Source organism: Ruminococcus sp. AF37-20 (assembly GCF_003460465.1).
Classification (GTDB): domain Bacteria; phylum Bacillota; class Clostridia; order Oscillospirales; family Ruminococcaceae; genus Hominimerdicola; species Hominimerdicola aceti.
Window position 1 is genome coordinate 120,325 of sequence record NZ_QTVE01000004.1, and the last position, 26,992, is coordinate 147,316.

Annotated in this window: 18 protein-coding genes; 4 read left to right on the top strand and 14 right to left on the bottom strand. The window is 41.6% G+C overall.

Annotated elements, in window-relative coordinates; translation table 11 throughout:
- Positions 1 to 15: 15 nt before the first annotated feature.
- A complete protein-coding gene (locus DW015_RS03990) occupies positions 16 to 1,086 on the bottom strand; it encodes a type IV pilus twitching motility protein PilT (protein ID WP_022286804.1) in 1,071 nt (356 codons plus the stop codon).
- Positions 1,087 to 1,113: 27 nt separating this feature from the next.
- On the bottom strand, positions 1,114 to 2,793 hold the full coding sequence (locus tag DW015_RS03995; RefSeq protein ID WP_117904380.1) for a GspE/PulE family protein: 1,680 nt from the start codon (positions 2,791 to 2,793) through the stop codon (positions 1,114 to 1,116).
- Between the two features lie 159 nt (positions 2,794 to 2,952).
- On the opposite strand from DW015_RS03995, the gene DW015_RS04000 reads away from it, so the two are divergent.
- On the top strand, positions 2,953 to 3,777 hold the full coding sequence (locus DW015_RS04000; RefSeq protein WP_022286802.1) for an A24 family peptidase: 825 nt from the start codon (positions 2,953 to 2,955) through the stop codon (positions 3,775 to 3,777).
- A gap of 127 nt (positions 3,778 to 3,904) precedes the next feature.
- Here the strand turns inward: DW015_RS04000 and DW015_RS04005 are convergent, their stop codons facing one another.
- The 9 genes from DW015_RS04005 to DW015_RS04045 form a co-directional block, all read right to left on the bottom strand.
- On the bottom strand, positions 3,905 to 5,773 hold the full coding sequence (locus tag DW015_RS04005; RefSeq protein WP_181979827.1) for a prepilin-type N-terminal cleavage/methylation domain-containing protein: 1,869 nt from the start codon (positions 5,771 to 5,773) through the stop codon (positions 3,905 to 3,907).
- Between the two features lie 18 nt (positions 5,774 to 5,791).
- The gene (locus tag DW015_RS04010) at positions 5,792 to 6,601 is read right to left on the bottom strand and encodes a type II secretion system protein (RefSeq protein ID WP_117904383.1); all 810 of its coding nucleotides are present in this window, start codon (positions 6,599 to 6,601) and stop codon (positions 5,792 to 5,794) included.
- 17 nt (positions 6,602 to 6,618) lie between these two features.
- Entirely contained in the window at positions 6,619 to 8,814 is a 2,196-nt protein-coding gene (locus DW015_RS04015) for a hypothetical protein (protein WP_117904385.1), read from the bottom strand.
- Between the two features lie 147 nt (positions 8,815 to 8,961).
- Positions 8,962 to 9,660 (bottom strand): type II secretion system protein GspM, encoded by a 699-nt coding sequence (gene gspM / locus DW015_RS04020; RefSeq protein WP_117904387.1) that lies wholly within the window; start codon positions 9,658 to 9,660, stop codon positions 8,962 to 8,964.
- Positions 9,661 to 9,662: 2 nt separating this feature from the next.
- On the bottom strand, positions 9,663 to 11,147 hold the full coding sequence (gene pilM, locus DW015_RS04025; protein WP_117876524.1) for a pilus assembly protein PilM: 1,485 nt from the start codon (positions 11,145 to 11,147) through the stop codon (positions 9,663 to 9,665).
- Between the two features lie 102 nt (positions 11,148 to 11,249).
- Entirely contained in the window at positions 11,250 to 12,446 is a 1,197-nt protein-coding gene (locus DW015_RS04030; RefSeq protein WP_046441446.1) for a type II secretion system F family protein, read from the bottom strand.
- 287 nt (positions 12,447 to 12,733) lie between these two features.
- Positions 12,734 to 13,300: a hypothetical protein gene (locus tag DW015_RS04035; RefSeq protein WP_117904389.1), complete on the bottom strand. Its 567-nt coding sequence runs from the start codon at positions 13,298 to 13,300 to the stop codon at positions 12,734 to 12,736.
- 87 nt (positions 13,301 to 13,387) lie between these two features.
- Complete coding sequence (gene recG, locus DW015_RS04040) at positions 13,388 to 15,424, bottom strand: ATP-dependent DNA helicase RecG (protein WP_117904391.1); 2,037 nt, start codon at positions 15,422 to 15,424, stop codon at positions 13,388 to 13,390.
- Positions 15,425 to 15,606: 182 nt separating this feature from the next.
- Positions 15,607 to 17,235, bottom strand: coding sequence for a CTP synthase (locus tag DW015_RS04045; RefSeq protein ID WP_022286793.1), 1,629 nt, complete (start codon positions 17,233 to 17,235; stop codon positions 15,607 to 15,609).
- Positions 17,236 to 17,599: 364 nt separating this feature from the next.
- Here DW015_RS04045 and DW015_RS04050 point away from each other — a divergent pair, with 364 nt between their 5' ends.
- The 3 genes from DW015_RS04050 (at position 17,600) to DW015_RS04060 (ending at position 22,010) form a co-directional block, all read left to right on the top strand.
- Entirely contained in the window at positions 17,600 to 18,982 is a 1,383-nt protein-coding gene (locus DW015_RS04050; protein WP_117904393.1) for an LCP family protein, read from the top strand.
- A 161-nt stretch (positions 18,983 to 19,143) separates the two neighbouring features.
- Entirely contained in the window at positions 19,144 to 19,473 is a 330-nt protein-coding gene (locus tag DW015_RS04055) for a metal-sensing transcriptional repressor (protein WP_117904395.1), read from the top strand.
- A 14-nt stretch (positions 19,474 to 19,487) separates the two neighbouring features.
- Positions 19,488 to 22,010 (top strand): heavy metal translocating P-type ATPase, encoded by a 2,523-nt coding sequence (locus tag DW015_RS04060; protein ID WP_117904396.1) that lies wholly within the window; start codon positions 19,488 to 19,490, stop codon positions 22,008 to 22,010.
- A gap of 89 nt (positions 22,011 to 22,099) precedes the next feature.
- Here the strand turns inward: DW015_RS04060 and DW015_RS04065 are convergent, their stop codons facing one another.
- From DW015_RS04065 to DW015_RS04075, 3 genes are all read right to left on the bottom strand, one after another.
- The gene (locus DW015_RS04065) at positions 22,100 to 24,577 is read right to left on the bottom strand and encodes a HAMP domain-containing sensor histidine kinase (protein ID WP_117904398.1); all 2,478 of its coding nucleotides are present in this window, start codon (positions 24,575 to 24,577) and stop codon (positions 22,100 to 22,102) included.
- Positions 24,552 to 25,259 carry a response regulator transcription factor gene (locus tag DW015_RS04070; protein ID WP_117863935.1) on the bottom strand — a complete coding sequence of 236 codons (708 nt, stop codon included), beginning with the start codon at positions 25,257 to 25,259 and terminating at the stop codon, positions 24,552 to 24,554. Before DW015_RS04070 ends, DW015_RS04065 begins: the two co-directional genes overlap by 26 nt.
- A 177-nt stretch (positions 25,260 to 25,436) precedes the next feature.
- Positions 25,437 to 26,864: an ABC transporter substrate-binding protein gene (locus tag DW015_RS04075; RefSeq protein WP_117904400.1), complete on the bottom strand. Its 1,428-nt coding sequence runs from the start codon at positions 26,862 to 26,864 to the stop codon at positions 25,437 to 25,439.
- Positions 26,865 to 26,992 lie beyond the last annotated feature (128 nt).

Genomic DNA, 26,992 nt, shown 5'->3' on the forward strand with positions numbered 1-26,992 from the left:
TATTTATATTGTGGTTTATGCTCCGCCTGCGATAAATCTCTTGAGATCCTGTGGGTTTACGCACTTTTCAAGCGCAACGTCCATGGAGATCGTCCTCGAACGAACGAGCTTTGCAAGCTCCTGATCCATGGTCTGCATTCCTGTTGCTTTACCTGTCTGCATTGCTGAACCAATAAGGTGTACCTTATCGTCACGGATCATAGCTTTGATAGAGTCTGTTGCATTAAGAATCTCACAGCAAGCTACACGGCTTGTGCCGTCGAATGTACGGCAAAGTGTCTGAGTACAGATACCTACAAGAACGGAAGCAAGCTGAGTTCTGATCTGATGCTGCTGGTGTGCAGGGAAAACGTCGATAATACGGTCGATAGTTGACGGTGCGGACGTTGTATGAAGTGTACTCATAACAAGATGTCCTGTTTCAGCGGCGGTAACAGCAGCTTCGATAGTCTCGAAGTCACGCATTTCTCCTACGAGGATAATGTCCGGGTCCTCACGGAGAGCAGCACGGAGAGCAAGTGAGAAGCTCGGTACGTCAGGTCCGATCTCTCTCTGGTTTACCATACATCTCTTATGAGCGTGCATATACTCGATAGGATCCTCAATAGTGATGATATGAGCTGATTTATGGATATTTACATGGTCGATCATTGCGGCAAGAGTTGTTGACTTACCTGAACCGGTAGGGCCTGTTACAAGCACAAGTCCACGAGGTCTCATTGAGAACTCTGCAAGGATAGGTGGCAGGTCAAGGTCGGTAAGGGTCGGGATATCGTTTCTCAAAAGACGGAGAGCGATGGCCGTGTTTCCTCTCTGACGATACACGTTTACACGGTGACGGAAACCTCTTGAAGATACATATGTAAAGTCGGTATCAATATGGTCTTTGATAGACTGACGCTGCTTATCTGTACACATATCCTCACATATTTTGAGAATTTCGATCTCGGTCATATCAGGATATGAGGAAAGCTTTCTCAGGTTACCGCCCTGTCTAACTATCGGCGGAATACCTACGGTGAAGTGCAGGTCGGAACAGCCAAGGGCTCTTGCTTCATCAAGAATTTTGTTAATGTCGATTGCCATTAGAATTTACCTCCATATATTTCTTTTTTATACAGCATATGTTACACGGATAAGTTCGTCCATTGAGGTCTTGCCTTGCTGAACAAGCTCTGAAACGTTGTCACGAAGCAGGTGACAGCCCTCTTTCTTTGCAAGCTCCTGAATTTCGTCAGCTTTTGCTCCCCTTGTGATAAGAGCCTGCATAGACGGTGTTGCGAGAAGGATCTCATGGATAGCGGTTCTTCCCTTATATCCTGTGTTATTGCACTTTGGACAGCCACATGGGTCGTACACCTGCACTGAATGGTCAAGACCCATAAGCTCGTTTTCTTCCTCAGTTGACATTCTAGGCTTTTTGCACTCAGGGCAAAGCACCTTTGTAAGACGCTGAGCAACGATACCGATAAGTGAGGTTGCAACCATGTATGCCTCAACGCCCATATCCACAAGTCTTGTTACAGTAGAAGCGGCGTCATTGGTATGAAGTGTTGACAGAACAAGGTGTCCTGTAATAGCGGCACGGATAGCGATCTCGGCAGTTTCAGCATCACGCATTTCTCCGACCATTATGATGTCAGGGTCCTGACGGAGGATAGAACGAAGGGCTGCACCGAATGTCATGCCTGCCTTTTCGTTTATCTGGCACTGGTTTATGCCGTCGATCTTTTTCTCGACTGGGTCTTCGACAGTGATAACGTTGTTGCTTGGTTTAGATATTTCGCCAAGTGCGGCGTAAAGTGTTGTAGATTTACCTGAACCTGTAGGGCCTGTTACAAGGACAACACCCTGTGGCACTTTAAGGCAAGACTCAAATCTCTTATAGTTATACTCGGTCATACCCAGGTCGGTTATTTTTCTAAGGGACATATCGCCTGTTGCGAGGATACGGAGAACGACTTTTTCACCGTACACCATTGGAAGGTTAGATACACGGAGGTCAAGAGTTGTGCCGTCAACGACCTGTGACATACGGCCGTCCTGCGGGACACGCTTTTCTGCGATATTCATGCCGCTCAAGATCTTGAAACGGGTAACAAGCGAAGTATGAAGTGCGGCGGAAAGAGTCATAAGCTCGATAAGGTCGCCGTTTACACGGATACGGATAACGGTTTTATCCTTGAATGGCTCGATATGTATATCCGTTGCGTCCTGACGCTGGGCATTCTCGACGATAGCGGTAGCAAGTTTAACGATAGGAGCGTTCTCGATTCTCTCCTCGGAGATATCCTTAAGTTCTTCAAGGTTAAGCTCTTCCTCTTTTTGCTTTGTAGCTTCGTCAACAACGGAGTTAACCTGACCTTCTGAGTACATCTTACCGATAGCACGGTTGATAGATGACTTTGTGGCAAGGACAGGTGTTATGCTGCAGCCTGTGATAACACGGAGATCCTCGAAAATATAGAAGTTGATAGGGTCATTAGTTGCAACGGTCATACGCTTGCCTATTTTGCTGACTGCGATGACGTTATACTTTCTTGCAGTTGCCTCCGGTATCTTCTTGACTATATCAGGCATAAGCTCAGTATTATCAAGGTCGATATAAGACACATTCAGTCGCTCGGCAAGGACCTGACAGAACTGAACATCGGTAACGAGCTTCATGTCAATAATGACATCACCAAAAAGTCTTCCCTTTTGCTCCTTCTGTTTGGCAAGGACTTCCTGAAGCTGTTCTTCAGTTATAAGACCTTTCTGTACCAGATACTGACCGATAGGGCCGTTTCTCATATATATTACTCCAATCCTCCGCATTGATTTAGGGATCCGACGCTGCGGAAACGTCTGCTGCGGTGCAAAAACCGCAAAAAAATCATATTATCTATTGTAATCTTCATGAAAGTATGATAAAATTAATATATTAACTAATGAATCCAAAGGAGGATCACTGTGGATAATTTAACCTTATCATACATAATCATTTATGTATTTGTGTTCATCTTCGGAGCGTGCATAGGCAGTTTTCTTAATGTCTGCATATACCGATTGCCGAAAAATGAAAGTCTTATCAAGCGAAATTCTCACTGTATGACCTGCGGTGAGCCGATCAAACGGCGTGACCTGATACCGATAGTAAGCTGGTGCATACTTCGTGGAAAGTGTCGAAGCTGCGGTGCAAAGATATCGGCAAGATACACTATAGTTGAAACGCTGAACGCACTGCTCTACTTATGGGTATTCTACCATTTTAATGGAATTTTCAATCCGCTTCGTGCAGCACTTGTCTGTCTGTTATTCTCTGCTCTTATCGTTGTATTCTTCATGGACTGGGACACACAGCTTATCAACACATATGTTGTGATATTCATAGGTTTACTTGGTGTTGCGGAATACATCTTCTGCAAAGATCAGACGGGACTTACGCTTAAATCACACTTGATTGGATTTTTCATTGTGAGCGTGCCTTTGCTTATTATTTGTCTTATCACACATGAGAAAGCAATGGGCATGGGAGATGTATATCTCATGGCAGCCGCAGGGCTGTTTCTCGGAATGCAAGGTGCTTTGGTAGCGCTTCTTATCGGACTGATAACAGGCTCGATTGGAGGACTTATCCAGAAGCACCGCAGCGGTGATTCAGTATTTGCATTTGGTCCATATCTCTCCATAGGAATTGCTGTTGCAGCTTTGTACTCAGAGCAGATCGGTTCATGGTACATGGACTTTACTGGTCTTAACGAGATGATGAACGAAGCAATGCTGATAATAAGATAATTGCACAAATTCCGCAGTTTGATACTGCGGAATTTTTTTGCTCAAAAAATCCTCTTAATAGAAGTTTTCTGTTAAGGGGATTTTTTCAGCAATCAGACCCATGGAGGGGTCTGATTGAGAAAAGAAATTACTGTACCTTAGATACTGTAATATCAGATGGGTTAAGTGAATACTTTGAAAGATCCTCAGTATACTTTGGATCGTTGTACTTCTTAAAATACAACGTAACTGTGACGGTTCCACCCGCTGGAATAAATACACAGTTTGATGGGTTATTCAAATCGTTGTTCGTTGTAAATCCACAAACCTTATCATTTGGAATTTTCAATCTCCAATCCGCCTGCATCTGATCAAATGCAAAACCAACATTAGCACTTAAAGACCAGATCTTTACAACATCAGAACCATTATTCTGTATTGTTATATCATAGTCTATCTCACCATCATTGATTTTTCTTGCGATACTGCTGATAACGTACAAATCATTTGTCGGTTTTGAAATGAAGGTTGCCTCAAAAACAGTATCTGATGTTATAACCTTAGTAGATATATCATCGCTTGTTCCTTCTACGACCCAACCGCCAAATATCTTATTAGCGTCTGACGAAACAGGGGTAGCTCCTGGATAATTTGCATACTGTCCATCGGAAACATAAATAGTTGAGGCATTTATTAAAGAACCGTTTAATTTGAACTCAACCTTATGCTTGTTCTGTACAACCGGAACGAAAATAACTGAGTTATCTGTAATAGAAACATCAGTAAGACCCTTTGAGTTATCTGATTTGTATACCCACTTAACAAAATCCTGTTTTATAGTATCCATGTCAGTTGGAATTCCCGGGTCATTTGCAAAGTCGCCATCATAGACACTTGTTGTTGTAAATGTAGAACCGTCGATATTCTCAAACGTTACTGTAAACTGGGTTTTCGGTGCAACAGGCGGATAAACACATGAGAATACCATATCCTTGTTTATCGTTACACCTGTTGTAAAATCAGCAACGTTATTCTTGCTGTCTACCCAATAAGGTGTGCCATAACCTGTTCTTGGTGTCATAGAAGGTGGAGCTTTATAAACTGTACCCGCCTTGACAGACTTAGTATCTATCTGTTTACCACGAAGCGTTGGTTCAGGGTCGCTTGCAGAGTAGATAAACTTTACACTGTATGTTTTTGAACTTGAAACTGTTGTCTTATCGTAGAAAATATAAGTATATGTGTTTGAAGCGTCAAGGCTGTAATACTTTTCCTGCTGAGCTGTGCAACCTGCAGGAGCAGTAGTTGCCTGAGGATATGTGACATAATCAGGAGCTACAGAGAAATCTTTATAGTCATTAACATTGTATGAATCGCCTTCATCTATGTTAATATTTGTGAGATTTACTGCTGCGTCCTTTTTATACTTTGTTTTCGTAAAAGTATAGCTTCCGTTCTCATATGTTGGCTGATAGGCTGTAAGAGAAACGTCGAGAGTATACATTTCCTCAATTTTGCTGATACTTGCACCGATATCAAACTTATAATTGTCGTAAAAATCAACGCCTCTGGCAACAGCAGAATTATTAAAGTTTAAGCCCTCTGTATTTACCTTACCTACATTGAGGATACAGCCTTTTGCACCCATTCTCTTTGCGGCTGTATCCGTGTCGCTACCTGAATAGTTTTTCAGACTATAGCCACGAAGATTATTATTGTCAATAACGATACAGTTTGAATAGGTCACACCGCTTGCACCGATAGTACCAGAGTTTGAAACATCAGGCACACCTACATAATCTTTAAGAACAAGGACATTGGTCGAATATCTAAGCTCATCGTCAAGATAGTCTATAAGACCTGAACCTATGACATTGCTTTCCATTGTTGCATCAGCGTCATGATAAACGTTATTTGCAGGTTTGATCATATTAAGGATAGCTCCGAGGATCACACCAAAAATCGTTACCACAACGATAAGCTCAACAAGGGTAAAACCCTTGCGGTTTTTATTCATTTTCAAGATCCTCCCTCCTTATGGTGTTGGTTGTGCAGCGTCATATTCAGCCTGATTTTTGTAATCAGAACCGCCCATATAATGGATAACTACATAACCTGTAGCTTTACCTGACGCATCTTTTTCAAGATAATGGTCAAAGGTCGCATCTGTGATCTTAAATGCAGCCGCATCGGCCGTTGGAGTGCTGCTGTAAAGATCAGATGACTGTGAGAAGCCGAAATAATCGCTTCCTGTTACGCCTGAAAGCACAACGCCAAACTGCTGACTTCCGCCGTCACCGATAGGAATAAGAAGTGAATTTCCTGATGAGTTATTATTTACATCAAAGAACTTTCCGCCTGTAAGCTCAGGAGTGAGAGCATAGAAATTCATATCTGCTCCTGAATTGTTGTAAAATTTTACCCAATATACGCTCTTTTCAGGATTAGGTGTAATGTTTACGTCCTTACCTTGAAGAAATTTAAGCTGATAGCCTGCGTCTTCATCAATATTATTAAGCTTTGCTTTAAAGCCATAGGCTGTAGTATTGAACTTTATGCCGCTTCCAAAGTCTGCCTCAAGGGCAAACTCATTTGTAGTTTTGCCGCTTGAAGAAAACTTGTTTACCTTCAACTCGTTCATATTGACGGTCTTGTTATCATTATACTGCTCGGCATTTACTGCCTGAGTATACATTTCATTGTTGCGGTAGTAGTTTTCAAGATTCTGTTTTTTTGCCGCTACAGCAACTGTAACAAGCATAGCTGACATACCTGACAAAAGTGCCATTGCTATGATGACCTCTACAAGAGTCATACCCTTTTTATTTTTGCTGTTCTTTTTCATGAGTATACTCCTTTCAATTAGTAATGATCATATCTGTCAAGAGTATATCCGAATGCTGAATCGTCCTTGCCGCCCTTTGCATTCTGCATTACAGAAGTAGTTGAAGGCTTGGTGTATACATAGAACGCTGTATTGGCGTTACCAAAGCTGTTTGCGATAACTACACCGACTGCACAGCACTGAACGGTCATTTTTCCGCCTGCTGAGTCTGTAACATTAAGTCCACTAAGACCACTTGTTGCTATATTAACCATTGCTTCCGGTGAGTAGAATGAACCCTGGAAGAAACTGTTGTTTGTGGCGCTAAGTGTTGTGTTCTCAGCAAATAAGAAAATGATACTGCTGTTTGATGGTCTGTAAGAGCCTGCAACGTCCACTGATGTTGGATTAAGGACGAAACTGCTCTGTGGAGCACCAGGATTACCCTTAGTATTATTAAGTGTACCAGCGTCATACATACGAACATAAGTGTCATAATCAAATATTTTCAAGCCACTAAAGTTATAGTTACATGCGCTTGAACCCGAATGCTTGGACTTGCCTGTTACTGAGTCGATACCATTAAGTGTAATAGCACTGCCTGAGTCTGAAACAAAATAGCAGTTGTATTTTCTGTCACCTGTAGTTGTATCAATTATATTTGAACGATTTCTGACAACTATAGTTGGAGACCAGCTTGAATCAAGACTAAGACCATTTTGAAGTCTTATAACAATATCGCCTGAAGAATCAGAAACATCAACGAGGATCCTTGAACCATTGCCATAATCATTGAACGAAAGATCAGATGCCCATGTACAGCTTGATGTTATTCTCAATTTGTAGCGGCTTGTAACTGGAGTCTTTGCTCCTGTTCCTGTAAGGTCTATTAGCTCAGTAAGCGTGTAGTCAACATTAGTCCAATTGCTTGCAAAGGAATTGAAAGTTTTAGTGTTTGAGCCATCATAGAAAGCCTGATATTCATCAGAGATCGTTGTCACATTAGTATCATTGCTCATGAAGAAATCTTCCGGATAATATACATAGGCATCAGCAGATACAGGTATCTGTGGCTTTGCGTCACGACCTGCTTTGCTAAGAACAGCTCCTTCATGAATATTTGAAGCCGGGCAGACAATCTTATCTTTACCTGTGATAGTGCCGGTAACATAAACAGAGCCTGTTACCTTAAGTGACTTTGTGACATTAAGATCACCCTCGACATAGAGAGAACCATTGATCGTCTGACCATTTGCGCCAAATGTTGCATCGCCATTATAAGCACCTGCGCCCTTATAAACGTAGAAGTTACCATACTGTGTATAGTCATTTCCGCCAATGTTAGCTTCACAACAGAACAAATCGACATCAAAACCTGAAGAACCAACGTCCATATGGTTTGAAGTAGAAAGCTTCTGACCGATATTAACATAGTTATATCCGTCTGCTCTTGCCATTGTGGAGTTGATGTGGAATTCATTTGAAACATCAAGGTTTTCAGAAATTGTAACAGTTGAACCCTGCTTTTCATCTACAAGACTAGGCTTGAGCATGATAAGAGGCTGAGTTGAAACCTCCAAAGAACCATACATAAGATAAGAACCATAGATACTGGTATTGTTTGTAAATCTATAGACCTTACCAGTGGTATTATTGATACCAGCCATGTCACCGATAACGTTAAGGTTATCGTAACCTGCGCCGCCGTTACCAACAAGCTCGATAGTATTTGTATATTCGGCAGGCTTTGTAACTGACTGCGTGGAAATATGAGCTGCTACCTTTTCAGTTTTTCCCAGATAAGTAGTTTCACAGGTAACAACGATATTTGCAACACTTGTACCCTCCTGTGCTACAGTTATCTTTGTGGTACCGATATTATCGCTTTTACCGTCACCGCCGTTATAACTTACAGTAGTAGTAGTACCCTTACCGCTGTTAGCACTTGCCAGCTTTTTAAGGTTATCTATGGCCTTTTTCTGCTGAGCCTTTGCAGTAGGGTCATTGGTAGGAGCAGTATCAGTTTGTATCTGATTAATAAAGCTTTCAAGAGTAGATGAAGCTGTCAGATAAGCCTGTTTGCTCTTATAGTTATCATTTGTTTTTGTCCTATTTACCGAAACAAAAGAAACAGTTGCAGTCAAAAGTATTGACAGCATGAGCATGACAGCAACCGCTGTGAAAAGCACGACTCCGGGTTTGTTTCTTTGTTTCCTCTTCGGAGTATTCTTCATATTAACCACCTTTCTTAGTTTTATTATCACTTATGCTATACTTTTTTCATTTTACACAGGTTGATTACTTATATAAAATTTTTAATCATTATATAGCACTAATTGGCAGGATAAGAAATATTCCTTATCCTACCAAATAGTTTTCTCTTAGCTGGCAGAAGGATCAGCAAGCTTCTTCAAAACGTACATATTGAGTGTCATTGTACCGGAGATCTCGCTTTCGTTGACATTCTCAATGTTAACATTCTGGATAACCATGCTCTTTTCGTTGTTTGTCGTCAGGTTGTCAGCAAAATTCTTGAAACCTGAAAGCGAGCTTTTGAACTGAATGTTAAGGCTATAGTAACCTATTGTCTGTGCAGCTGTTTCATTGGTATCAGCTGCATTAGCGTCTGCAGCTGATGAATCAGCTGTGCTTGCATTATTGTATTCATCTACCTTAGTGTCAAAATCAGTAGCTGTTGCTGTTGACTCATAAGCAAAAGGCGAAAGAACTGTGCTGCCGTATGATGAAATAGTCATATTGGAGTTTTTGATCTTTACATCATCAACATTAAAAAGCTCACGAACCTTATCAGTAGCCTTGTATGCTACCTGATAATCATAGAAGTTAGCTGCGACCTGTGAGGTGCTTGTATAAAGTGTCTGAATCTCAGCGGCAAGGTTCTTATCCTTGTCTACCTGATCTTCAAGCTCGCTGAGCTGTACCTTTGCTGATTCCAGATCACTGCTTGCCTGACTACACTCATCAATGGCAGGCTTAATAAAAAGCATAAAACCTGCAACAATTATAAGCAGTACGAATACTACTATCAAAATCATTTTATCACGATAATTCAACTTCATAATTATTCACCCTCGCCCTCTTCTTTAAGATAAAGTGTCAGCGAATCAAGCGTTACGCCTGAGCTGCCTTCTTCACCGATCGAATATCCGTTGTATCCTACATCTTCCTGGAAGAGTCCTGTACCTACAAGGGCATCGATTGCTGTTTTTACATCTGACTGATCATCAAGCTCAACCTTAGTAAGTGTTACTGTACCAGCTTCAAGGTTATATGTAAAGCCTTCATACTTGAAAGAACCAAGAGCTTCCTTGATATCGTCAAACATCTCACTTGACACGACCGGAAGTGTTTCAAGAGCTGCATTTGCTGATGTAACATAGTTTGAATAATCCTGCATGATCTTCATCTTATTGTGAAGTATCTGGTTCTGAGCGATCTTCTCATTGCAAACAGCTATCTTATCATTAGTCTTGTCTATATCTTTCTCGATAGAACTCTTCCTGAGATTAATAACAAGTGTTGCACCTGCGATAAGCACTGCGGCTGCCGCAGCGAAGATACCGCCTGTCATGAGCAGCGATCCCATTCCGCTGTTGCCGCCCTTACCTGTGGACTGATCGACTTCGAGGAGGTTGATCTTCTCTGTTGCCTTGTTTCTCTTATAGAGAGCACCGATAGCATTAGCGAATACTGTAAATTCGAAGTTCTCGAAACCTGTGATCTGAGCAGGCACACCGAGAACGGAAGCCTTTATATCAAGACCGTCAAGAGCGTCAACGAGTTTAATGTAGTCCTCGATAAAGCCATAGAGAATAACATTTTCAAGTCCTGAACCGCCTCTTGCCTTATTGAACTGCTCCATTCTGAAGATGTTCTCGTTAAGAGCTTCAGTGATATAATCATCAGAATCATAATCATCTTCTGAGATAGGAACGTATCTGGCGAATGCCATCTGTCCATTCTCAAAAAGTGTAAGACCAAGGAAGTTCTTATCGATCTGGCAAACCAACAGTGGCATTTTCTCCATGTTGGACTTGTCAGCAAGAACGATTCTTGCGATAGAGTTACATCCGATGTTAACAGATCTGAGGTTCATGCCCATAATGTTATAAAGCTTTCTGTAGCTTTCAACTATCGTACTAGGGCAAGCTGTTGCAAGTACCTTCACTGCGCCAGGATTATCCTCGCCTGCTTCACCTACTACTGTATATGAGATAGAATACTCATCTGTGATACCCATTTCCTGGCTCATATGGTTCTGTACCATAAGCAGGAACTCATTACCCTTTGCCTTTGGAACTACAAGCTCCTTGAATACGATGTTGCTCGATGAAAAAGTAACGATAGCGTCCTTATCCATCATATCCTCAGCCTTGATCTGTGTGAGCAGTAACTCAGACAGACCAGAAAGGTTGATGACCTCACCGTTAAGGATCATATCCTCAGGAACGTCTACCTGCAAAGATCTCTCGATCCTTATCTTGTTAGAGGAGTTATCACCTTTAACAATGTTGATTTGTCTATCAGAAATATCAAATGATAGCATTTATTCCTTCACCTCTTAAATTATTTTTCAAAACAAATATCTTCCCTCTCCGTTTTAAAGGAGAGGAGATATTTAAAATTAACGAACACAAAATGCAGACCCTTAGTTTTCCAGACCTGACAATGAACCGTAGAGCAGTGGGAAGATACCCGCAAGGCAAAGACCGATCGCAACACCCATGAATACGATGAGCAATGGTTCCATAAGTCCTACAAGTCTTGTAACGGCTGCGTCTGCTTCTTCCTCATAGTAGTCAGCAGTTTTCTCAAGGATCTCATCGAGAGCACCTGATTCCTCACCGACATAGATGATGGAAGTAAACATTCCTTCAAATATCTCTGTTTTTGCAAGTGACGCTGAAAGAGGTGCGCCCTGCTTAACTTCATCAACTACCTGAATGAACATCTTATCAACATAAGCGTTTCCAAGTATTCTTGACGAACGTTCAAGACACTCTACCATTGGGATACCGCTTGAATAAAGTGATGAAAGAGTTCTTGCGAAACGACCCTCGTAGATCTTTACCATAAGCTTTCCGGCGGCAGGCATCTTTATCTTTATGTAGTCAAATTTAAGTCTGACTGACGGTACTTTCAAGGCGTATATCCAACCGAATATCAAAACAACGACCACGATAAGAATGATATACCATTTTGCCTTGAAAAAGTCACTGAATGAGAAGAGAGCCTTAGAAAGTGCAGGCATCTGATCCTCTGGCATAAGACCTGCAAATATAGGCATGATGAACGTAAACATACCGATTACCATGACGATACAAAGAACGCCAAGTATGATAGGATAAGTCATCGCACTCTTTACCTTATTGTTCAACTTGTTTGAGTTTGCATAGTAATCGCTCAGACGCTGCATTGTCATATCAAGCGTACCTGAGGTCTCACCTGCGTCTACCATTGAAATGAAAAAGTCCGGAAAGCTTCCTCTTCTTGTATCGAGGGCCTCGGTAAAGCTCTGACCTTTCTGAACATCGTCATAAACGCTTCTCCAAACATCCTTTGCACCCTTATTCTCCTCTTCCTTATAGAGAATGTCGAGTGCTTTAACAATGGTAAGACCCGATGTCATCATTGCCGCAAGCTGACGGCAGCAGAAAGCAAGTTCCTTAGTATTGAACTTGTGCACAGATTGTTTGCCTGCACCGCCCAATGCTTCTGTATAACTTATACAGAAAAGACCTTGTTCGTGGATCTTGTCCAGTACTTCCTGTGCATCCTCAGCCTCATAGATACCCTTTATGGTTTTTCCCGAGGTATCCTTAGCAACATAGGAAAATTTCTTCATAATATGTAGATACACCTCCACTTATTTATACATTTTGTGCATTCATAACAAAAAACTTTAAAAATACACAAAACGCATTTTTATAATTATAACATTATTTTCATCTTTTCGCAAGTGATTGAGTGCTTTTTAAGCGTTAATTTATTTACAAAATAATCTTCACAAATTTATCGAATTTGTACAAATAGAATAATTAAACTAACATTTTAAATAAAGTTTAACATTTGAAGCGAGTTCATACAGATTTCCGATAGTAAATACTCTTATTTATGTTCAAATAATACAATTTATACTTTATTATCTGTCTTGCCCGCACTAAAAGATTTCATACTTTTGAGAATGACAGGATGCTTATGAACATACACTTTATAGGCTATCAGATAGAAACAATAGGACGCTGCAAGAAGAAGTCCTATGCCGATGATCACGCTTACAAGGTAGTTCATGCCCACGCCTTCATTCAGCCATATACACGGATAATAAAGCACCTTATAGAAGATATCTCCCTTGCCCTCCTGACTGAATGAATCTCTGAATATTGCAGGAATAAAATACACTAGAAGCATAAGAAGATACACTATTGTAATATTGACCCAGCTCCAATTTTCATATGCGGCATGGCGTTTGCCGTCGTCATAAAAAAGCCTTAGGAAAAATATAAGCATGACCGCAAAGCCTATAAATGAGTCTACATTACTATTTGTCATAAAGCTTTTGAAAGCAGATGTACTTGACGGAAAGACCGTAACCAGAGCCGGTATCAGCACAATGCCTGCAAAGGCTGAAAACAGTGTAAGAACGATCATTATCCCAATTCTCGACAGAATGTACTTTAAAAATTTTATTGGCTCCATAACTACCTCCGTTTTATTCTTTTGCTTATAAAGTCTTTATGCTTTACGCATCATCTTACATGATAAAGTTTTCAAACTTTACATCTTTCAATTATCTGACATAGTTTTATCAAAGAGTTTATCCACAAGCTCTCTTAGATATATATTTTCTGTACGCTCAAGTTTAGGATCTGCGTTTCTGATAAGCTGTGCGGCTTCCTGTGCTTTTCTTAGTATATCCATATCCTGTGACATATCCGCTATCTTCAATGCAGGAAGGCCATGCTGTCTGCTTCCGAAAAAGTCACCGGGACCTCTGAGTTTAAGATCTTCCTCAGATATCTTAAAGCCGTCGTTAGTCTTGCCCAAAATTTTAAGCCTTTTCACGCTTTCCTCATTCACGTTGTCTGTAATGAGGATACAACTTGATTTATATTTACCTCTTCCCACACGGCCACGAAGCTGGTGAAGCTGGGAAAGACCAAATCTGTCAGCATTTTCTATTACCATTATTGCCGCATTAGGCACGTCAACTCCTACCTCCACAACTGTTGTGGAAACGAGCAGGTCTATTTTATGCTCCTTGAAATCATTCATGACCTGTTCTTTCTGAGCACCGCTCATTCTGCCGTGAAGAAGTCCCACAGTGTAATCTTTAAACGTACCCTGAGAAAGCTTTTTAGCATAGGTCTTAACGTCCTGCAAGTCCATATCACTTTCCTCTATCATTGGACAGACTATATAACCCTGTCTGCCCTCGTCAAGATATTTTTTCACATAGTTAAAAGCACGCTCGCGAAGCTTTCCTGTAACGGCATAAGTTTCAACAGGCTGTCTGCCCTTAGGAAGCTCTTTCAGTACAGAAATATCAAGGTCGCCGTATATCATAAGGGCAAGAGTTCTAGGGATAGGCGTGGCTGACATAACAAGCTTATGGGGATTTTCACCCTTTGAAGCAAGTGCCGCACGCTGTTCAACACCGAAACGGTGCTGCTCGTCTGTTATGACAAGGGCAAGCTTTTTGAACTTCGTTGTCTGCTGAACAAGAGCGTGTGTTCCCACTGCAACGGTGTATTCACCGTTTTCAAGCCCCTCTTTCACAAGCTTTTTCTGTTTTGCGGTCATAGAACCTGTGAGCAGTGCCACTTTTACGCCTAGCGGTTCGAGAAAGCCTTTGAGTGTCTCGTAATGCTGTTCTGCAAGAATCTCTGTAGGCGCCATAAGTGCGCTCTGACAGCCATTTTCATACACAAAATATGCCGCTCCTGCCGCAACTGCGGTCTTGCCCGAGCCAACGTCGCCCTGAACGAGTCTGTTCATAGGCTGTTCTTTCTGCATATCTCTGATACAATCCTCTATGGCGGTTTGCTGGCTGTTTGTAAGGATAAAAGGCAGAGCGTTATAAAAGCTGTCCATATCCTGCGTTTTCAGCACAAAGCCGCTTTTTTCACGGCTTCGGCTTTTCATAAGCTGCATACCGAGCTGCAAAACAAGAAGCTCGTCAAAGACAAGGCGATTTTTCGCAAGCTCGCAGGTGTGCATATCTTTTGGAAAATGTATATTCTCCAAAGCATATTCAAGAGAACAGAAATTATACCTATGCATTATGCTTTTTGGCAGCGGCTCATAGATATTCTTATTAAAAACATTCAGGGCGAGCCTTACTGTTTTTCTGAGCATTTGCTGACTAAGACCCTCTGTGAGGTGATAGACAGGCTGGACTTTATCTTCCGTATCGGCAGAAAGTATCACAGGAGAATTTATCTCTTTTCGCACAAGGTTTCCTGTTATCCTGCCGCAGAGGTAATACTCTTTATCCACTTCAAGCTGTTTATACATATACTCGCTGTTATAGATAACTATTACAAGGTCGGTGACGTCGTCGGTAAAAATGACTTTGTACACTGACAGACCTTTTCTGATATGGGCTTCAGGGAGCTTTTTAACTACTCTGCCCTTTACTATGCAAGGCTCGTTAGTTGGTGCGTCGGCTATGGGGACGGGCGAGGTATAGTCAATATAACTTCTTGGATAATGACAAAGCAGGTCATATACTGTCTTTACGCCTAATTTTTCATAACATTCGGCACGTTTTTCGCCGACGCCTTTTAGATACTCTATTGGTTTTTCAAGATCTTTTAACAAATCCTCACCACCTGTCAGCTTTTACTCCACTTAATACGATTATATCATACATCACATAAAAGGTCAATGACTTTTATTCAAATCATACATATTTATGCCATTTTCCCTGCACGTTTTGCATTTTTGCACAAAAAAAGGACAGATGAAAAAAATCATCTGTCCTTGATAAAAACTATATGTTATTATATTTTCTCGCCAAACTCAGAATACTCGATAGAAGCTCTGATGAAATCTCTGAACAGAGGGTGCGCTCTGTTTGGTCTTGACTTGAACTCTGGGTGGAACTGAACACCAACGAACCATGGGTGTACATTCTTTGGAAGCTCTACTATCTCAACAAGCTTTTCGTCAGGTGAAAGGCCTGCAAGCATAAGACCTTTATCTTCAAGAAGCTTTCTGTATTCATTATTGAACTCCCAACGGTGACGATGACGCTCACGGATAAGATTCTGTGGCGCTGAATAGATCTCAGCACATCTTGAATTGTCTGCAAGCTTGCAAGGATAAAGGCCAAGTCGCATCGTGCCGCCCTTTTCTGTAATATCCTTCTGTGAATCCATGATATCTATAACAGGATATGGAGTGTCACCAAACTCGGAAGAATTTGCCCCTTCCAGTCCTGCAACGTGTCTTGCGAACTCAACAACAGACATCTGCATACCGAGGCAGATACCGAACATTGGTATCTTATGCTCTCTTGCATATTTGATAGCTTCGATCATGCCCTCGATTCCTCTGTCACCAAAGCCGCCCGGTACGATTATGCCGTCGCAGCCGTGAAGCATTTCAGCTACAGTGTTCTCATTGAGATTTTCAGACTGTATCCACTTGATATCAACTTCTGCACTGTTCTCAAAACCGCCGTGACGGAGAGCTTCTGCTACGGAAAGATAAGCGTCCTCAAGCTCAACATACTTGCCAACAAGACCGATAGTTACTTTCTTGTTACAGCTATGAACTCTGCCTATCATTTCCTGCCACTCTTTAAGATCTGGCTGTCTGCACTCAAGCTTAAGATGATGACAAACAACATCTGCAAGACCCTCTTTTTCAAGCCAGAGAGGCACTTCATAAAGTGATGGTGCTGTAAGATTCTGTATAACGTCCTCTGCTCTTACGTTGCAGAAAAGACCTATCTTCTGCTTCATATCCTCAGGTATCTCCATTTCAGAACGAAGAACAAGGATATTAGGCTGGATACCGATAGAAAGCAGTTCCTTTACGGAATGCTGTGTAGGCTTTGATTTAAGCTCCTTTGAGCCTGAGATATAAGGCAGCAGGCACACATGTATAAATACAGAATTTTCTCTTCCAAGCTCGATAGAAGCCTGTCTGATAGCCTCGAGGAATGGTGTGGACTCGATATCGCCAACTGTTCCGCCGATCTCTGTGATAACTATATCTGTGTCAGTTGATTTGCCTACTCTGTAAAGACGATCCTTTATCTCGTTGGTGATATGAGGAACGACCTGAACTGTGCCGCCAAGATAATCTCCTCTTCTCTCCTTATTAAGAACTGTCCAGTATATCTTACCTGTGGTAACATTTGAATTGATAGAAAGATTTTCGTCGATAAATCTCTCATAGTGACCAAGATCAAGGTCAGTTTCCGCACCATCGTCAGTTACGAAAACCTCACCATGCTGATAAGGTGACATTGTGCCTGGATCGACATTTATATACGGGTCAAATTTCTGAATGGTAACGCTGTAGCCCCTTGCTTTTAACAATCTTCCCAGTGACGCAGCGGTTATGCCCTTTCCAAGACCTGATACTACACCGCCTGTTACAAAGACATATTTTGTAGGCATATCATTTCTCCTCCATATATCAAAAATAAAACACAAAAAAATCAGGTGAGATCATGTGGACACAACTCACCTTTTCGCTCTTACTAATATCATAACAAATTTTTATACAAAAGGCAAGTGTTTTTTCTATTTTTCTCTGAATTTTTTATAAATTATCAAATAGCTGCAATAATCTCTTGTAAAATTGTTATAAATTAAAGCGGTTTTATTTGATTATATAAAAATAGAGGTAATTTTAAAGTCAAATTCGTACGAAATATATGTTGTAATTTGAGGTAAAATAGTATATACTATTATTGTATTATGCTTAAACGAGCTATAGACTTCCGGCTTGCTGACTTTAATCGGAAACGAGGTTTATTTTATGGACAACGACAACAAGAACACCTCCAACACTCAGGGAGATAAGGATTTACAGTCGCTAATATCCAATGCAATAGAAAATAGAAAGATACTTGATGCTTCAAACTCAAACGGACCTACGGGGGTCATACCTATCCCCTCAAAGGAACAGCAGAAAGCAGATCCGATACATGAGTCTGATCCAAAGCAGGATAAGACACCAAAAAAGAAAAAAGGCTGGAGCAAGAAGAAAAAGACGGGCATTGCTCTTGGAATAATATTTGTAGTATTCATTATTATAATTGCCATTATCGTAGGTTTGTTTTTCCACTACACAGGAATGCTTGACAGAACTAAAGACACTAAGATAAATTCAGGCAAAGCGCCTATAAATTCCAGCGAGCTTACAAACGAGGCGGATACATTTGACGCAAAGGAAAAAGAGGACGAGCTTAAGGCTCAGCTACAAAAGCAGTCCTCCAAAATATCCAGCGAGGACGTAACGAACATTCTGCTCATTGGCGAGGATATCCGTGATACAGAAGAGGAGAGCCGTGGAAATACTGATGTTATGATGATAATTTCCATAAACACCAAGAACAAGACTATTACAATGACCTCCCTTATGCGTGATATGTACATTTACATGGCGCAGTTTGACGAGGGCAACAGGCTCAACAGCGCTTACTGGCACGGTGGCTGTGAGTATCTTGAACAGTGTATTGAGGATTATTTCGGTATCCAGATAGACAGATACGCAAAAGTGAACTTCTACTCGTTTATAGATATAGTTGAAACTGTAGGTGGTATCGACATGGAAGTGTCAAAGGCTGAAGCCGAGGGCATGAAGAAGCCGATGGCCGAACAGAACAAATATCTTAAAAACAAGAAAGGCACTGACTATATAAGCGACGACATATTTGCGGGCAAGAGTGATGAGGATAAGGTAAAGCTTCATCTTAACGGAAATCAGGCACTTGCGTTTGCAAGGCTTAGATATGTAGGAAATTCCGACTATGAGCGTACCGAGCGTCAAAGACGTGTTATCTCAGAGATCATAACCGAATCCAAGAAGCTCAGTCTTGTTCAGCTTGACAAGCTTCTGAACAAAGTCCTTCCTGAGATAAACACAGACCTTACTGATGGTGAAATCGCAAATCTGCTCCTCAATGCTTTTGACTATATGAAATATGATATCCAGCAGCTTAGAATACCTGCTGACGGCTATTTCACAAACGAAGTCATCTACAGCATGGACGTGCTTAATCCGGACTTTGCCGCAAACTCTGCGTTCATTCAATATATAGTTTACGGCAGTTGTAAAAACATTGACGAAGCTATCAAGCAGTATCAGGAAGAAAATGCTTACAACTACAGCTATGACACCGGGTATTACGGCTACTAACTGAATAATTGATATCCGCTTTCCTTTTGGGAGGGCGGATATTTTTTTGCTTTGTGCAAAAAATATAAAAAATGGTTGACAAATACCCATAAGGGGTATATAATATATATGCAATAAAAGATACCCAATAAGGGTATTTGATATAGTAAGGAGGCAAAAAAATGAGCGACGGAAATGATAAAGAAAAGTCATGTGGCTGCTGTGACACTTGCAGGCACAAGCACACGCCCCGTGATGATAAGGAAATAAAACAGCTAAAGAATAGGCTAAGCAGAGTTTCGGGACAAATAAACGGCATTATCAAAATGCTTGACGATAACCGCTACTGCGGAGATATACTCATTCAGGTTGCAGCGGTTGAAAGTGCAATGCAAAGCTTCGGTTATCTTATTTTGCAGGAACATATGAAAACCTGCATGACAGAGGAGGTACAAAGCGGCAACACTGAAGTTGTCGATGAAGTATTGGAGCTTATGAAAAAGCTTAAATAGAAAGGCAAATATCTATGAAAAAGTTGAAATTCAATGTAACTGGCATGAGTTGTGCGGCGTGTCAGGCTCATGTGGAAAAGGCTGTGAGTAAGGTCAATGGCGTAATGGACGTAAACGTGAACTTGCTTGCAAACAAAATGACGGTGGATCTTGACGAGGGCGTAACTAACGCTCAGGCGGTCATAAATGCTGTTGAGGGCGCAGGATATGGAGCAAGCGAGATAGGCGACAACGAGAACAAAACTGCATCACCTGTTGCAGTGGCTCAGGACGAAAGCAAAAAGATGAAGAAACGCCTGTGGTGGTCTGTGGGATTTTTGATACCGCTGTTCTATATTTGCATGGGACACATGGCGAACATACCTATCCCCCCTATATTCACAGGTCACAAAAACATGATGATATATGCACTCACTCAGCTTTTGCTCACAGTGCCTATAATTGCAATAAACTTTCACTATTTTTCAAACGGCTTCAAAAATCTTATCCACCGCTCCCCTAACATGGACAGCCTTATAGCTCTTGGTGCGGCGGCTTCATTCATATACAGTGTTTACGGCACTTACAGAATGGCTTACTTTATGGGCAGGGGCGACCTTGGTTCGGCACATGAGTACATGATGAATCTATATTACGAGTCATGCGGCATGATACTCACACTTATCACTGTGGGAAAATATCTTGAGGCTCGCTCAAAAGACAAGACGGCTAATGCTGTAAACAAGCTTGTGAGCCTTGCGCCTAAGACGGCAGTTGTTATCCGTGACAGCGAGGAGGTTGAAGTTCCTGCGGAAAACGTAATGGTGGGAGATGTATTCCTGCTCAAAGCTGGCTGGTCTGTGCCATGTGACGGAGTTCTTATTGATGGAAACTGCACTGTTGACCAATCTGCACTCACAGGCGAGAGCATACCTGTAGACAAGGCAGTGGGTGACAGAGTTATGAGTGCAAGCGTATCGGCTGGCGGTTTTGCTAAGGTAAGGTGTGAGAAGCAAGCTAAAGACTCAACACTTTCACAGATAATCGCACTCGTTGAGGACGCTTCTGCTTCAAAAGCGCCTGTAGCAAGGCTTGCAGACAAGATAAGCGCTGTGTTCGTGCCTATAGTTATAACGATAGCTCTTATTTCACTGGTAGTATGGCTGCTGCTTGGCTATAGCTTCGCATTTGCTCTTAACATGGCAATATCAGTGCTTGTTATATCCTGCCCATGCTCATTGGGACTTGCAACGCCTACTGCAATAATGGTAGGAACAGGTAAAGCGGCACAGTTCGGTATCCTAATAAAATCCGCTGAAAGCCTTGAAACTGCTCACAGCATTGACACTGTTGTTCTTGACAAAACAGGAACTTGCACAGAGGGCAAGCCTGAGCTTATTTCAGCGCAAGCGTTTGGTGATTTTGATGTTTCAGAGCTTAAAAAGCTTTGTGGCTCGGCAGAAAGCGGTTCATCACACCCACTTGCAAAGGCTGTTACAGGCCACTGCAAGACAAATGGCATTGAACTCTCCCCTGCTGAAAGCTACACAGAAACAGCAGGCGGTGGTATATCGGCTGTTGTTGAGGGCAGAAACGTTCTTATCGGTAACAAGCGGCTTATGGATAACAGTGGAGTTGACATATCGATGGTTGAGGAAACGGCTCATGCTCACGCTGACAATGGTGAGATACCACTTTATGTAGCGATCGACAACAAGCTTGCAGGCATTCTGTTCATTGCAGACAAGATAAAAGATACAAGTGCAGAGGCTATAGAGGGCTTCAAAAAGGCAGGCATTGAAACTGTAATGCTCACAGGGGACAACGAGAAAACAGCTAGAGCAATACAGAAAAAGCTTGGCATTTCACAAGTAAGATCACAGCTTATGCCTGAGGACAAGGCTACGATAATCAAAGAATTGCAGGAGCAAGGCAAAAAGGTAGCCATGATAGGCGACGGAATAAATGACGCACCTGCCCTTACAACGGCAGATGTTGGAATAGCTATCGGCGCAGGACAGGATATTGCTATCGAGTCGGCTGATATCGTGCTAATGAAAAGCGATCTGAATGACGCTGTTACAGCTGTCAAGCTCAGCAGGAGCGTTATGAAGAACGTCAAGGAAAACCTTTTCTGGGCGCTTATTTACAACTCGCTTGGTATTCCGCTGGCGGCAGGAGTATTCTACGGCTTACTTGGCTGGAAGCTCAATCCTATGTTCGGTGCAGCGGCAATGAGTTTAAGCTCAGTTTGCGTTGTGACCAATGCGTTAAGGCTCAATCTTTTTAAAAGTGGCAGAGAAAACAAAGCCGCAAAGGCTGAAATAAATACTAAAACGGAGGACGAAAAAATGAAAAAGGTAATGAAGATCGACGGCATGATGTGTTCGCACTGCACAGGCACAGTAACGAAGGTGCTTAATGCGATAGACGGCGTTACAGCAGACGTTTCCCTTGAGGACAAGTGCGCTTACATCACACTTGACAAGGACGTGGCTGACGAGGTGCTTTCTAAGGCGGTGACGGACGCAGGGTATAAGGTAAAGGGGATAAAGTAAAGCAGATATTTTATCTCACGCATAGTAATTGCGTATATGTAAAAACGGTGGAGAGTGTTGGTCATTCTCCACCGCTATTATTATTTACACTATTCCGTTTTGTCATCGGTTTTCTCTGCCGTATCCTCCTGAATTATCGGCATTTCGACTATCGCCTTGAACATATCTCCGTCTATTTCGATATTGAAGATACCACCGCAGGCTTCCGTGAAGCTCTTTGATATGGATAATCCCAAACCGCTTCCGCCGTCTGTTCGTGACTTATCCCCTCGCACAAATCTTTCAAGTATCTCTTCCTCTGTGAAGTTTATCGGCGTTGCCGAAATGTTCTTCTCGGCAAATACTATTCTGTCCGCTTTTTTGTACACATCAAGGAATATTCTTGTGCCGTCCATAGAGTAATTCAGAGCATTGTCTACAATGTTTTGGAACACTCTGTAAAGCTTGTCGCCGTCGCCCATTACCATTGCGCTGTCGGCATTTATGTTTATCTTTACTATCTTGCCACTGTCAGCTATCTTGTCCTCTGCGTCTGCAATGCACTGATTTAACAGCATCACAAAATCAAGCTTTGTTAGGTTTACATCAACGCCGCTTGTGGCTTTTGCTATGCTGAAAACGTCAGACACAATGCCTTTGAGCTTCTGCGCTTTTTTATCAAGTATCTTCACATAGCTCGAAGCTTCATCGTCAAGATCCATTTTCTTAAGCAGGTCGATATAGCTGATAATAGAAGTCAGCGGTGTTTTCAGGTCGTGTGAAACGTTTGTCACAAGCTCTATTTTCAAACGCTCAGACTGTATCTGCTGCTCCACCGACTCTCTCACCTTATCCTGAATTGAGTTAAGTTTTTCAGATTCAGCATACACCGGCGAAGTTTTTCTTATCTTGCCCTCATAAGGCTTTTCTTCTCCAAGGCTGTCTATCTGTTTGCTGAGCTTTGAAAGCTGTGAGAAGTCACGGATATCTAACACCATCAGTACCAAAGCCACAACAAGCAAGAACGGCTCAACATCTGCACTGGAATAATAAGCGGATTCCAAAAACAGTATAACGCCTATGGCTATCGTTCTTATGGATAGTTTCACTCCAAGTGGAAGTCCATGAAAATAGTGATAGAGGGAGGTTTCCTTATACTTGCGCCATAGGAACTTACATGATCTGCAAATAAGGCTTTCTTTGAATATGCTTCTTGTCTTTATCTTGCCAACAAACTCCATAAGCGAGCCGAAGCCTGCAAAATATGCCAATGCAAACAGCGCTACAGCAAGTATATTTCTGAAAACGGAATTAGCCAAAGCATTGTCAAAAATATTTTTTGTGATGCTCACATAATAATTCCAGCAGGTGACAAATACAAAAGCAAATGTAATAGCCAATACCATTAGGATAAGGTAAACTTCCGTTGGCACTTTTTTTAGAAAATTGCCTTGCTTCCAGCGTTCAACGCTCTCAGGCTCTGCATTATATGCACAGATCAGGAGCAGATAGCACACAAGCATAAATTCAATAACGCCAAAAACGATCACAAAAAGCTTTGCACGATACATATCATTCAAAGCCTCGGTGTATTCCTTTTCCATTGCCGTAAGCTTTTCAGCTTTCGGTGCAAAGAATACCGTTATACCTGAATCGTCATTATCTATTGCCTTATAGTCAGACAGGTCGTAAAGGTTTTCACATTTTGCCCATGCGTTTCCGTAATCGTCCTCATAAAAGCCATAGTCATAATCTTCATCATAATAGTAAATACCGTCGCTGCTGTAATAATTCCCGTCTGTTTCGTCATCTTGCAGTCTTTCTGAATATTTAAAACCATTTTTCAAATCAAGACCCTTTCTTGCATTGTATGATGAGTCAACATTATAAAAAGCTATTGGATCATAATTGCCGTAATTGTAGAAATATCTGCCGTAGTTATCATAATAACTTCCGCCCACAGGTACAAGGTTGTCGGCATAAAATTCTTCTGTCACAGTGTCAAGATACTCAGCGGTATTGTAATAGTAGTCAACTATCTGTCCTGATGAAGTTCTGTCGCTCATTATCTCGTTATCACGGCGAAGTATATAGTTCTTATGTGACGATTTAAAAGCTTCTATCTTATCCGTTTCGCTGTCATAGTTTTCTATATCTTTTATATTTGACAGATATATTGTTTTGCCATTTTGAGTAATTCCCACATAGTAATCAAATTGACTGTCTATAAGCCGTATACCGTCTTCTGTTTTTTTATATTTATAGCGGTTATAGTCAAGATAGTTAAGATAGTCATTGAGCAGGTGTCTGGGCTGAGTGTAGTTCCAATCCTCATCAACATATCTAAGATAAGCCGAAGCTGTAACGCACAGTTCCTCATACATTTCATTGGAAGCCAGCTTATAGCTTTCTGATCTAAGATAAGACTTACTGCTGCTGTCAGCATGGCTGTTAGCATAAAGCACCAAAGACAAGCAAAAGCCGCCCGCAATAACACAGGCTAGGATAAATGCAATAATTCTCGTCTTTTTTGCTGAGAATATCTTAAACCATTCTGCCTGCTCAAATTTTCTCGATTTTGTAGCCAATTCCCCACACCACCTTCAAGTATTTCGGCTCTCTAGGGTTTATTTCTATTTTCTCTCTGATGTGACGAATATGTACCATTACCGTGTTTTCAACAGCATAAGCGTCCTCGTTCCATACCTTTGAATAGATCTCCTCGGCAGAAAATATCCTGCCTGCGTTTTTCATAAGAAGCTCAAGAATTTTAAGCTCCGTGGCGGTGAGCTTGACAGGTTCTCCGTCAACCTTTAAGCTTTTCGCCTGAGTGTCAAGCTCCAGACCGCCTATTTCTATAATATCCGTTTTGTTTGCCGTGTCGATAGCGCCAAGCTGCATATATCTTCTCAGGTTGCTTCTTACCCTTGCCACAAGCTCCATAGGGTTATAAGGCTTTGTTATGTAATCGTCAGCGCCCATTGAAAGCCCAAGCACCTTATCTGTATCCTCAGATTTCGCAGAAAGCACAAGTATAGGGATATTCTCCGTTGCCCTTATTTTCATCATTGTAGAAAGTCCGTCCAGCTTAGGCATCATGACGTCAATGAGTATAAGCTGAACGCTGTTCTCAGTGAGCTTCTCCAAAGCTTCAAGACCGTCATAGGCTTTTATTACCTTATAGCCCTCCATTTCAAGCAGCTTTGCGATAGCTCCCACTATATCTTTATCATCATCTACAACAAGGATTACAGGCTCCTTTATCTCCATATCGGCACGATCCTTTCTTTTACGTTTATTATTATAAGCCACATTCTTTAAAAACAGCTCAACATAATTCTTAATTAAATCTTAATGTACTCTATGATTATATCACATTTTTTCTGACATTACAACAAAAAAAGACGGGCGAAATAAATTCCGTCCGTCTTTATATGGCAAGTTATATTACTTATTCTTTTCCAAATATGCGTGATACTGCTCGTTGAGAGTTTTAAGTTCTGAATCAACAGTACCCTTATACTGCTCTTTGAGCTGTGTCCAAGTATACTGTGAACCGTTCTCATCTGTCTTCATAACTGAAGTATACAGGTAAGGGATAACAGCTTCCTTAGTATCATTTGTTGCAGCGTCATTATCTGACAGAGTTGTGGAAATGCCATAACCAGGGTCAAATATCTTAGTGAACTTGTCTGTAACAAGGTCAACGTAAGCTACGTTATACATATCTTCTGTCCAGTTAGGATTGTTTACAAAGAACTTCTCCTTCTCGATATCCTTATATGTATCCTGAGTATAAACTATCTTTGCACACTCGAGCCAGCACTTCATAGCGTCATTCTTTGTCGAACCCTTTACCCACATATACGCATTCATGTCAATAGTTGTATAAAGCGTATCTGAGTTAGGATCCTTAGGCATTGGAACTACGCCCCAATTGTCGCCGTCCTTTGGTGAATGTGTACCGGTAGAAGCCCATGGACCCATTGCATAGAAGAGGATATTCTTCTTGAATGCGTCGCCTGCCTGTCCTACCCAATCAGGATAGTACATACCATTCTTTGCGATATCATAGAGCAGGTCAGACGCTCTTACAAAGTCAGCGTCGTTAAGATTTGAAACATACTCATCCTTATCAGCGTCATATGTGATAAGAGTCTTACCTGTTGACTGGAAGATAAATGGTGCGAACCAACCGTTTACGCCGTATCTTTCCTCGTCAGCAGCAGCACCCTCAACATATTCTGACATCATGTCATACCATGCGTTCCAATCCCACTCGCCGTTCTGATAAAGCTCATATGGATCATCAAGACCAGCAGCGTCTATCATAGACTTATCATATGTGATAACAGAACCTGGCAGGAAGTTGATAGGTGCAACAAAGTGTTTGCCGTTGAGAGTGAACTGCTCTGCAACGTTCTTGACATCGCTCCACATAGCACTGTCGAAATCAACGATATCATCAACAGGCTGGAACATTTCCTTGATACAGTTTGCAGGGAATGTCATAGACTGCTCATACCAGAACATATCCGGTGGATTGTTAGACATAAGTCTTGCTGCGAGCTTATCATACTTGTTCATTGATGAAGTCTGAGAATACTTGATCTTACCGCCCTTTTCCTCAAAAAGAGTAAGGTCGGTTCTCTTTTCCGGCTCTTTCTTAGTTGGGTTTATGTCAAAATAAGAAAGCCACTCCAACTCCTTTTCCGAACCATCAGGGATAGTAGCAATATCGTCGGTGCTTGCTACCTTTACCTTATCAACATAAGAGCTGCTTGAATCGCCGCCTGATGAGCTGCCGCATGAAGCTACGCTCACCGCTGACAAGAGAGCCATTGCACCGGCAATAACACGCTTGGAATTTTTCATTATATATAACCTCCGTAACGGATCGTTTTCATTAGAAAACGTTTCCTTGATTCTTACATAGCTATTATATCACCGAATGTAATCGTTGTCAACAAAGTTACAATCACTGTTACATTCTTTTAAATACT